The following is an 11033-nucleotide window of genomic DNA, read 5'->3' as shown; positions in this document are numbered from 1 at the left end:
CCTACACCCTACACCCTACACCCCTACACCCTTCTTCCTACCATCTGTGTCTAATCCATTCGTAAATCTCTAAATATTCCGCCCCTGGAACATTCCATGAGTAGTCGTACTGCATACCCTGAATAGCTAGTTGCTGAAACTGTTCAGGTTGCTGATACCACAAATCTATGGCTCGACCCATTGCTGACTCAAGGGCCTGGTTATCCATTTGATAAAATACATAACCATTGCGTTTTTCTGGCGGTAGATTTTGGTCGTAATCTCGGTCAAAGACTGTATTTACCAGTCCCCCAACTCCACGCACAATGGGTACAGTGCCGTATTTTAAACCAATCATCTGAGTTAAACCACAGGGTTCATAATTGCTGGGAACAACAATCATATCTGCACCTGCATAAATAAGGTGAGATAATTCTTCATTAAATCCCAGTTCTAAATGAACATCAGGGTTATTGTTTAAAAATTGTTTTTCATGTTGGAAATGAGCGTTGATTGCTGGTTCTGTAGCTGAACCTAGTAATACAAATTGCGCTCCTTTACTGAGGGCATAATAAATAGCGTGATGGACAAGATGCACGCCTTTTTGATGATCTAAACGACCAATGTAAGCCACGATGGGTTTATCAGCATGACCTAACATTAGTTTTTCTCGCAAAGCTTTTTTGTTATAGGCTTTTTGTTCAAAATCATCCCAATTGTAGTTATTGGGGATGTAACGGTCAATTTCAGGATTCCAAAAATCATAATCAATGCCGTTGAGAACTCCACTAAATTTGTCTTTCTGCAAATATAGTGTGTTACCTAAACCACAACCAACTTCACTGGTTTGGGCTTCGACTGCATGATTTGGTGAAACGGTGGTTACTGCGTTAGAGTAATTAATCCCTGCTTTCATAAAGTTGATGGCAAAGGGGTTAAAATTATCCAGCAGTTTATCGTATTGGAAGTAATATTCTGGTCGGTTTAAACCAGTTGCTTGCAGAGTTTCTACACCACCCATTCCTTGATGTTTAAAGTTGTGAATGGTATAACAAACCCGTTGATATTCCATGCCATGATATTTGTAAATTTCATACAGCATGACGGGAATTAAACCTGTTTGCCAGTCATGACAATGGATGATATCTGGTTTTTTATTGCTTCTGAGTAGAAATTCTAAGGCTGCTTTGCTGAAAAATGCAAACCGCATATTGTCATCATCACAACCGTAGTAACAACCTCTATTAAAGAAATTGTCTTGACTATGGGGTTGAATGAAGAAACAAACTCGGCCGTGTACCCAACCGCAGTATACAGAACAGTGAATTGCTGCACCATACCAGGGTACCCATAAATTGAGGTAGGCATCATGTAGCCCCCAAATATGATCGTAGCGCATACAATCATACATAGGTAAAATCAGTTCGACTGTATTTCCCCGAATTTCTAATTCCCTACTGAGTCCGTAAACAACATCCCCTAACCCTCCGGCTTTAATCACAGGAGCGCATTCTGAGGCAATCTGTACTATGTACATTCCTAGCCCTCGCTTCACAAAACTTGATGTTTACTATCTTCTCACCAGTATATGCAAAATGTACTCATTGACAACCGGGTGAGGGGATGATAATGCTTGCATAAAGCTTCTTCTCCCCTGCATCCCCTATTGGGCAGTTGCGAGAAACCCATAAGGTGAAACCTAAGTCGGCAAAATATGGACTGATTAATACCAATTGATGGGAAAAAATAAATTGGTTATAGCAGTTGTCAGTTGAATGAGATAGAAATATAAATCATAAGCTTTGCACCAAAAGAGTTTTACCGCTGACCGCTGATAGGTGCTATAGCTTCTCTATTAACAAAGTTGTTGACAACAAATGAACAGAAAATTTATCTTAGCCTTGCTTTCCAGCCCCGTCCTGTTTATGTCTATGCTATCTATGGTGATGATGGCTAGAACTGCTTACGCTGGTCAAACTGTTACCCCTGTGGGAACTCATCTTTCCTGTGTTCGTTCTCCCCACTCAGCAACTATGCGTCAGGTATGTATACAAGTAGATAATGCTACTCCCACTACAGTTAAACCAACGATGCAATTAGCGCAAGTTCAACCTGAGCAAAATCAGGAAAAAATTCAAGAACAAAATCAGCCAGATGAACTAGAGTTTACAGAAGCAGAAAGTGATGAAGCTATCAAGTTGTTTGGCTGTGATTGTCCTATTTGTCTAAATGCTGTGCGTCAGTTGCATGGTATGGCACCATTGCCTGTGTAGAGTTAACATAGTATTTATATAGAGAAGCAGTAATATTATTTACTCAATAAACTCATTTCTGTTTCTCTACACTAGACAAAAAAACCAGAGAGTAAGTTCTCTGGCTGATCAATGGAAAAGTGAAGAATAAGCAATTTAATACAGACGGGTTGCGGGTTATGATCTAGAATCTGCCAAGGTTGTGCAGTCCTAGGATGATACCAGCGCCTAAAATATGACCAAAGCAGGTAGTTGCTAGGATGGCAGGTAAACCAAAACCACCAAAGAAATTAGCTGCGGGTACTGCTGGTTCTACATTGGGGTATTGGATTGTAAATTTGCCAAAGGCGATCGCAATGATGTTGGCGATAACCATGATGATGCCAACAGTAGGACTCCATTCCAGGGGTGCGGGTACGGTTGCGAGTAAAGTTGTAGTCAACACCGGATTAGCTCCTGAGATTATTGAATCATTGATATTATAATCTTCAGAATTACGAAGAAAATTCAAGAAAAATCCGAAATTTGCAGCAAATTTTAACAGTTGTTGCTAATCCTTAACATAAACAATCAGTCTACGGATAAGACAATTGGGGAATAGGGAATAGGGAATAGGGAATAGGGAATAGGGAATGGGGAATGGGGAATGGGGAATAGGGAATAGGGAATAGGGAATGGGGAATAGATGATCAATAGGACTTACGCAAAAGAACGAAAAAATAAGGTTTTCGGAGGATAGGTTCATCAAAGGAAAAAACCCCCACAACCCACACCCTACACCCTACACCCTACACCCTACACCCTACACCCTACACCCTACACCCTTACACCCAGCCGTGACGACAGATTCTGTGCGTAAGTCCTGTCTCACCCTGAACAGCTATTGCTGTCCAAATAATTTAAACTCAAGATGAGAGTGATTATTTCCCGAATTTACTATGACCTTAAGTCTGGATTCCTTACCATCTGCTTTAGCGAAGATTGTTCAACGGTTTCAACGTGCTGCTGACCCAAAAAGACGTTATGAACAGTTAATTTGGTACGCGCAGAAACTGCCAGAATTTCCCGAAGCTGATAAATTACCCGAAAACAAAGTTCCTGGTTGTGTTTCTCAAGTATATGTCACAGCATCACTGGATGATGGAAAGGTGGTTTTTCAAGGAGATTCTGATTCTCAGCTAACCAAGGGATTAGTCGCACTGTTAATAGAAGGATTAAACGGACTATCACCAACAGAAATCGTACAACTAACACCTGATTTTATTCAAGCCACAGGTTTAAATGTCAGTTTGACACCTTCCCGTGCGAACGGATTTTACAATATTTTTAAAACCATGCAGAAAAAAGCATTGGAATGTAAGTTGGAAACATAGGAAATAGGGGTGTAAGGGTGTAAGGGTGTAAGGGTGTAGGGGCAGAAATTACCATTACTAATTACCAATTACTAACTAAATTCAAGATGTCTACCAATTTATTCACAAAACCCACTGGTGCTTATGGTGGTGAAGTAAAAGAATATTCCTGGAACTGGGAAAATCAGTCTTTGCGAGTGGTTTATGAAACCATAGGACAAGGTTCACCGCTGTTATTACTTCCTGCTTTTAGTAGCGTTTCTACACGGAGAGAAGTGGGGGAACTGGCAAAATTACTCGCTGGCCATTTTCATGTCACCGCTTTGGACTGGCCGGGTTTTGGTGAAAGTTCACGATTGAGTTTAGATTACAACCCAGCTATATATCAACAATTTTTGGCTGATTTCGTTAAATCTGTTTTTAATATTCCAATTATTGTAGTTGCGGCTGGTCATGCTGCTGGTTATGTATTGAAGCTGGCGTTTCAACAACCAGATGCTTTTTCTCGGTTAGTATTAGTAGCACCAACTTGGCGTGGCCCATTACCGACAATGGGGGCAAATGCAAATATAGCTGCTATGGTTAGGGGGATGGTGCGATCGCCTCTCCTCGGTCAAGCACTATACAAGCTAAATACGACTCCATCTTTTTTAAGTTGGATGTATAGCCGTCATGTCTTCACTGATACTGCTAAACTGACACCCGAATTCATCAGCGAAAAATGGCAAACCACCCAGCAACCAAACGCTAGATTTGCTTCTGCGGCTTTTGTTACTGGGAATATAGATGCTATTCACAGTCAATCAGAATTTCTCTCCTTAGTGCAATCTTTATCTGTACCGTTAATGGCAGTTATAGGCGCATCTAGCCCGACAAAATCACGTCAAGAAATGGATGCTTTGGCAGCTTTACCGGGAGTTAGCAGCGTTGTTGTTCCCGGTTCATTGGGACTGCATGAAGAATACCCAGCAGTTGTTTTTGAAGCAATACTACCATTTTTAAGCAAGGTGTGTTAGACAGAGAATGATTATCAAGAGATATAAGAATTCAGGAGTCATACCATTTTGGATTTTGGATGAGAGGATTTGAGATTGTGAAAGTCTTGATATATAAGCTTTAAAAAGCTGACTACTGACTCCTGAATGCTTGATACCTTACTAAACTAACAAATCATCAAAATTGCTTTGAGATTATGATTGCTTCAGAAATATCAACAACCGTACCCGTAACTGTTTTAACTGGCTATTTAGGTGCTGGTAAAACCACTCTTCTCAATCACATTCTGACTTATGAACACGGTAAAAAAGTTGCAGTGATAGTTAACGAATTTGGAGAAGTAGGCATTGATAATCAGTTAGTGATTGATGCAGATGAAGAAATCTTTGAAATGAACAATGGCTGTATTTGTTGTACAGTCCGGGGTGATTTAATTCGGATCATTAGCAATTTGATGAAGCGCCGGGATAAATTTGACCACTTAGTCATTGAAACCACAGGATTGGCTGATCCAGCACCTGTAATTCAAACATTCTTTGTTGACGAAGATATGCAAAGTCAACTATCACTAGATGCGGTTGTCACAGTGGTAGATGCTAAACATATTTGGCAACATTGGGAAGCAGACGAAGCCCAAGAACAAATTGCTTTTGCGGATGTGATTTTGTTAAATAAAACAGATTTAGTCACACCAGAAGTTTTAGAAGAATTAGAAAGACGGATTCGGTCAATGAATGCAATGGCGAAAATTTACCGTACCCGTAATTCTGAATTATCAATGGATGCTTTATTGGGTGTTCAAGCTTTTGATTTAGAACGGGCTTTAGAAATTGATCCGCAATTCTTAGGTGAAGATGCCCATGAACATGATGAAACTGTCTATTCTGTAGCATTAGTAGAAAAAGGTGCATTGGATAGTCAAAAATTACATGATTGGATGACAGAATTACTAAGCACTAAAGGTACAGATATCTTTCGCATGAAAGGCATTTTAAATATTGCTGGAGAAGATGATCGGTTTGTTTTCCAAGGGGTACACATGATATTTGATGGTAAACCTGATAGACCTTGGAAAGCCAACGAAACCCGAAAAAATGAACTGGTTTTCATTGGACGTAATTTAGATGAAGCTCAATTAAAACAAGACTTTCTAGCTTGTATCGCGTAAATTGCGATGGGAATTTGGGAATCAATAAAATAAATGCAAATATTCCCTATTCCCTATTCCCTATTTCCTATTCCCTATGCAAATATGAATTTCACAACTAGCAAACCTCAAGAATTTACAGCCTACTATTCAGGCAACCTTAACGATTATGTCACATCTCTGGCTTGGTCATCGTCAGGGGATAAGCTGGCTGCAACTTCCGCTGCTGGAGAAGTTGTACTGTGGGAAAATGGCGAAATTATCCACTTACAAACTGCTACAGGTCAAGCAGTCAATTGTGTAGCTTTTTCTGGTGATGGTAAATATTTAGCTGTTTGTGGACAAGACGGAAAAGTACAAATCTGGCGAGAAAATCAATTAATTACGACTTTAGAAAATGCCCCGACTTGGGTTGATAAATTAGCTTGGAGTCAGACCAATAATCAACTAGCTTTTAGTTTAGGGCGTTACGTCCAAATATGGGATGCAGACGCAGAAGAAATTGTTGTTACTCTTCCCTTTGAAAATTCATCAATTTTAGGAATTGATTGGCACAAAGATGGAAAATATTTAGCTATTGGTGGTTATCAAGGTTTGAAAGTTTGGAATAGTGAAGATTGGGATGAAGAACCTTATGTTTTGGCTACAACTACCGTCAGTTTAGCAATGGGTTGGTCGCCGGATGGCCAATATTTAGCTTCTGGGAATATGGATCGCAGTTTGACAGTATTGGAATGGGGAAATCCCGATCCTTGGGTAATGCGTGGTTTTCCGGGAAAAATTCGTCAGTTAGCTTGGTCCCAAGTGATAACCGCTACTGGTGCGCCGCTGTTGGCTTCTTCCAGTGTGGAAGGTGTGGTAGTTTGGGAAAAATCCGAGGATGAATCTTTGGGTTGGGAAGCGCGGATATTAACTAATCATGTAGACGTAATTAATGCGATCGCCTATGCACCCCAAAGTCTGATTCTTGCTTCTGCTGGTGCGGATGGTTGGTTGTGTCTGTGGAACCAAGTTTATGAAGTATCCCAAATTCTCACAGGTGTGCAAGGGGGTTTTTCTACTCTAGCTTGGCATCCCCTGGGTAAATTATTAGCCGCAGGTGGGGAACAAGGTGAACTACGAATTTGGTCAACAACTACTGACTAATGATGAATAATTGGCTATGCTGTATCAGCAGCAGCCTTTAAGTGTGAAGTATGAACATAGCTAAACTGATTTTCCTCGCTTGTCATGTCTTTTTGGCATCTTTGCTGCTGGTAGTTAGTCCAGCACAAGCAGCTAGTAAATTTAATGTTGTACCTGCGGTAAACAGGATTGTAGTCACATCTGTACAAGCAAATCCAAAATTTACAGTACCAATTTTAACTCAACCACATCATCAAATTGTTGATCAAACTGGTTGCGCTTGTAGTGCTTGTGTCCAGTCTAATTTTCATCTGTTGCAAGGTAAGTTACCTGGTGCTGGTTTTTAATCAAGTGAGGCGTTATGAAAATTTTTACAGCGATTTTTGGGTAAATGAACCACATTTTTTTGTTTCACGCAGAGATGCAGAGGCACAGAGAGGAATCAAGACTGTGGTCTCAATACATGAAAACTGCTGTCAGGCACAGAACTACTGTGCCTTTATTAATTGAAATTTGCTTACAGAAAATTATATTTTTTGATTTTACTTATGGCGAAAAGAAATATATATAAAAATTTATTAAACAGTACATTTTTGATGTTGACAATTGGATTTTCTGGTTGTGGTAATCAAGTTAAAGATACAGCATACACCCAGTCTAATCAAACTGCGAGAATTAACAAAGATCTCCCTTATGTTGTAGCAACTACTAGTGTATTGTGTGATTTAACTAAACAAGTTGCTGGAGATACAATCAATCTTACCTGCTTAGTTCCTCCTGGTTTAGATCCACGTAATTATCAAGCAACACCAGAAGATATCCAAGCTATTGAACAAGCAAATCTTATTTTTTATCATGGTTATAATTTTGAGCCCAGTTTAATTAAAGTTATTCAAACAACTAAAAATCGTGCGCCTAAAATAGCTGTTAGTCAACGTGCTGTACCTCAACCACAAAGATTGATAAACAAGGGTAAAATTTTTACTGAACCACATATTTGGCACGATGTGAAAAACACTATTCAAATAGTGGAAGTGATTAATACTAATTTAGTTAAACTTTTACCAAAACATGAAGAAAAATATAACATTCATACTAGGAAATTAAATAAAGAATTAAATCAACTGCATGGTTGGATTAAATCTACACTTGCTACTATTCCTAAGAAAAACCGCAAATTATTAACAACTCATGCAGCGATGATTTATTATGTCAAAGCTTACAATCTCCCCTATAAAGGGAGTTTACCAGATATCAGTAATGAAGATAATTTGACAGATACAAAAGTTAAAAATTTGGCTGAATATATTCAAAATACTAAAGTACAAACAGTTTTTGCCGATACAACAACTAATCTGATTTTACTTGAGCCAATTACTAAAGAAGCAAATGTGAAACTTTTCTCCAGACAACTTTATATTGATGGACTGGGTGAACCTGGTAGTGATGGAGAAACTTATCAAAAAATGATGGATGCTAATACGCGGAGTATTGTGGAAGGTTTGGGTGGAACTTATTTGAAATTCGCTCCGAATATTGGTAAGTAAATTGAAAAGGAAAGGGTGTGAGGACATTATAGGCGATCGCTTGTGTACAAGAGGCTACTTCTGTTAAGTGTTGTTTAGAAGTCGCTATACTTAGCTATACAGTTGGTATTATGCCGTATAGTCATGTAATCTCAGCTATGGGGAAGCTGCAAATCGTCATGATAATGCCTCTATCTCTGCTGCAAGAACTTAACAACTATGTTTAGTTAATTGGAACATTAAAAACTGATGTGGTTGTTAGTGCAGTTAGTCAGTATTGCTGTCAGTTAGACAGTGTTAGCCTGTGGTCAGTGAGCGAAGTCGAACTGTGGACTGAGTAGTACCGACACTTTCAGGAGTTCAGTGAGCGCAGTCGAACTGGTGAAGCAGGAAGTAAACGACACTCAAGAATCAGTCTGTCAGTAGATAGGTAGATTTGAGTAAGTTTTATATAGCGGTTAAGTATTCTCGATTATCTCACCAGGGAACGACTCAGACTCAAAGAATTAGGAAAAGCTGGAGATTTAGCTGCTAAACAAGCTGAAGCTGCTCTCAAGGTGTTAATCAACTCGTTGTTTGGCTTTTATGGGACTTCTGGTGTTGGTTTTAATGATATGGAAGCTGCTGCACTGGTTACAGCTTATGGCAGAGGTATTCTGCGATTCATGATTGATGTGATTGAAAAAGCGGGAGGTATCCAGGTTGAAAGTGATACTGATGGTGTGTTCTTCTCCCACTCTGAACCACTGCTGATATTTGAGAGGCTGCAAAATGCTTTACCTACGGGTATCAAAATCGAGTTGGAAATTCTTGCTCAAGCGATGTTTGTTCCCTCTAGAGGAGCTAAGAATTATATTCTCTGGCATGAGGATGGTAAAATTACTACTAAGGGTTCATGGCGGAAACGCGATGCCTTCGGCGAGCTTCGCTAACGCTCTCGTCTAGAAAAGGAGTTTCCTTTAAACTACTTGACACGATATCTTCAGTCAAAAGCTAAGGCAGAACAATATTACCAGGAATTAACCAAGGTTATTCGTTCTGGTGATTTTCCTGTAGAACAGTTACAGGTTACTCGGAAAATTAAGAAAGGTGAAAAGGCTCTTTTGGTTCTGGGTAATACTGGGGATGTTGTGACGTTTTATCAAGGAATTAGGGGATTGACTAATTCTGAAGCCTATTCCAGTGGGTATTATTTGGAGTTGATGGCTAAAAAACGAGATGAGTTACTTTCGGTTGTTGAGCCTCATGGTGATGTGGGGAAGCAGTTGAGTCTGTTTTGAGTAAGGGATTATACTAATGATGAGAGCGATCGTCTATGGGAATGGGGGGCGATCGCCAATCTCAAATCCCCAAACGACCAATTTCGTTGTGTAACAGTTTAGGGTGCGGAAGGTGGGATTCAACTATATGAGCAAATTCTACTACGAGGCTTGAGTTTTCACTCCTCTCAATCACCCCTGACCCGCAAAGGTAATCGTGGTCAAGTGAAACGCCGTGTTATACTTATTGAAATTTCGGATTTTAACAGTAGTACCTCAAATTACCAGACTAACTGGCTAAACTAATAAAAAATTCTGCCTATTCTTTAGTTTACATAAACAAAATTATACATTCACAGAGAAAAGAGAGACAAGATAATGCAAAAAATGAAACAGAGACTGCTCAATATAAGTATACGCTCTTTTGTTTTTTTTTATGTAGTATCAGCTATGGTTATTATATTGGCTGGATTTTTCATGAAAAATCATAGAGAAATAGAAGAATATAAACAAGTAGTTTTATGGTATGAGAACTTATCAGGAGATAACCCTGATAGCGAGAAATCTAAAAATTTAAAAAAATTTGAGAATTTTTTGAAAATAAAGGACATCTACGAAAAACTTTCATCAGATTACTCAAATTTTAACAGAATAATTCCTAAAGGAACTGCCGATAAAATAAAGTCTGGAGAAGGACCTGAAGAGGGAAATACGGTAACATGGGCAATAGGTAAGACAAAAGAAAATGATTTAATCGTTTATTACAATAATGTTCTCAAAAGTAATTTTAATGAATTAGAAAAACAAAATAATTCAAATCCAAATGATAATCAAAAAGAGGATAAGGATCGAGTTTTTCTAATTTTTACAGATATAATGACAAACACAATTAAAAAGAAAATTGAATTAATAGAACCAAAAAACAGCAATAATGATTTAGACAGATTTGGTAAAGCGATGATCACATACTTAACTAATGGAAAGTCTTCAGAGCTAATACCTTATTTAAGAATTAATAGTATATACATTACTAACCTGAACACAGGCATCATGATATCATATCCATTTATTAAGCAGAGTTACCCGTCTAGCACATTTGAAGATAGACCTTGGTATAGAGCTAGTCAAGGAGAATATTATTCGGATTTTGTATATAATAATAATGAGGCACTAGGTCTTACTGGTATTTATATAGATATAAATGACGCAAGGAAGACAAATAATCCCAACGCCATGAGAACATTATGGTACAAATTTAAAGCTAAAAATAATCAACAATATATCTTGTGTATTGATTTATTTTTTGATAAAAGTAGTCAGCTGTCAAAAACATTATCTTGGGTGGATTTATTAAAGCAATCTGTAGAATTTTTACCATCTATACCGCTAAATAATAG

Annotated in this window: 12 protein-coding genes; 10 read left to right on the top strand and 2 right to left on the bottom strand. The window is 38.5% G+C overall.

Annotated features, from left to right (window positions below; all coding sequences use genetic code 11):
• Nucleotides 1–37: 37 nt before the first annotated feature.
• Nucleotides 38–1516 carry a glycogen synthase GlgA gene (glgA, locus tag A0J48_RS24640; protein WP_200327224.1) on the bottom strand — a complete coding sequence of 493 codons (1479 nt, stop codon included), beginning with the start codon at nt 1514–1516 and terminating at the stop codon, nt 38–40.
• A 388-nt stretch (nt 1517–1904) separates the two neighbouring features.
• Between glgA and A0J48_RS24635 the strand changes: the two genes are divergently transcribed.
• Entirely contained in the window at nt 1905–2252 is a 348-nt protein-coding gene (locus tag A0J48_RS24635; protein WP_234301136.1) for a hypothetical protein, read from the top strand.
• Between the two features lie 163 nt (nt 2253–2415).
• On the opposite strand, the gene psaK is transcribed toward A0J48_RS24635, so the two are convergent.
• A complete protein-coding gene (gene psaK / locus A0J48_RS24630) occupies nt 2416–2676 on the bottom strand; it encodes a photosystem I reaction center subunit PsaK (RefSeq protein WP_200327222.1) in 261 nt (86 codons plus the stop codon).
• Between the two features lie 493 nt (nt 2677–3169).
• Here psaK and A0J48_RS24625 point away from each other — a divergent pair, with 493 nt between their 5' ends.
• The 9 genes from A0J48_RS24625 to A0J48_RS24590 all read left to right on the top strand — a co-directional run.
• The gene (locus A0J48_RS24625) at nt 3170–3604 is read left to right on the top strand and encodes a SufE family protein (RefSeq protein WP_200327221.1); all 435 of its coding nucleotides are present in this window, start codon (nt 3170–3172) and stop codon (nt 3602–3604) included.
• An 86-nt stretch (nt 3605–3690) separates the two neighbouring features.
• Nucleotides 3691–4599 (top strand): alpha/beta fold hydrolase, encoded by a 909-nt coding sequence (locus A0J48_RS24620; protein WP_200327220.1) that lies wholly within the window; start codon nt 3691–3693, stop codon nt 4597–4599.
• A 176-nt stretch (nt 4600–4775) separates the two neighbouring features.
• Nucleotides 4776–5747: a CobW family GTP-binding protein gene (locus A0J48_RS24615; RefSeq protein WP_200327219.1), complete on the top strand. Its 972-nt coding sequence runs from the start codon at nt 4776–4778 to the stop codon at nt 5745–5747.
• Between the two features lie 84 nt (nt 5748–5831).
• Nucleotides 5832–6872 (top strand): WD40 repeat domain-containing protein, encoded by a 1041-nt coding sequence (locus tag A0J48_RS24610; protein ID WP_200327218.1) that lies wholly within the window; start codon nt 5832–5834, stop codon nt 6870–6872.
• Between the two features lie 50 nt (nt 6873–6922).
• Nucleotides 6923–7198 carry a hypothetical protein gene (locus A0J48_RS24605; protein WP_200327217.1) on the top strand — a complete coding sequence of 92 codons (276 nt, stop codon included), beginning with the start codon at nt 6923–6925 and terminating at the stop codon, nt 7196–7198.
• A 201-nt stretch (nt 7199–7399) separates the two neighbouring features.
• The gene (locus A0J48_RS24600) at nt 7400–8398 is read left to right on the top strand and encodes a metal ABC transporter solute-binding protein, Zn/Mn family (RefSeq protein ID WP_200327216.1); all 999 of its coding nucleotides are present in this window, start codon (nt 7400–7402) and stop codon (nt 8396–8398) included.
• Nucleotides 8399–8841: 443 nt separating this feature from the next.
• Nucleotides 8842–9309: a DNA polymerase domain-containing protein gene (locus tag A0J48_RS27270; protein ID WP_325079047.1), complete on the top strand. Its 468-nt coding sequence runs from the start codon at nt 8842–8844 to the stop codon at nt 9307–9309.
• Between the two features lie 36 nt (nt 9310–9345).
• Nucleotides 9346–9657: a hypothetical protein gene (locus A0J48_RS27265; RefSeq protein WP_234301135.1), complete on the top strand. Its 312-nt coding sequence runs from the start codon at nt 9346–9348 to the stop codon at nt 9655–9657.
• 357 nt (nt 9658–10014) lie between these two features.
• Nucleotides 10015–11033 (top strand): hypothetical protein (locus A0J48_RS24590; RefSeq protein ID WP_200327215.1); only part of this gene is annotated, 1019 nt, incomplete at its 3' end.

It is taken from the genome of Sphaerospermopsis aphanizomenoides BCCUSP55, assembly GCF_001586785.1.
In the GTDB taxonomy this organism is placed as follows: Bacteria; Cyanobacteriota; Cyanobacteriia; order Cyanobacteriales; family Nostocaceae; genus Sphaerospermopsis_A; species Sphaerospermopsis_A aphanizomenoides_A.
The sequence above is the reverse complement of the archived record's forward strand: the minus strand, read 5'-3'. Positions and strand labels throughout refer to the sequence as shown.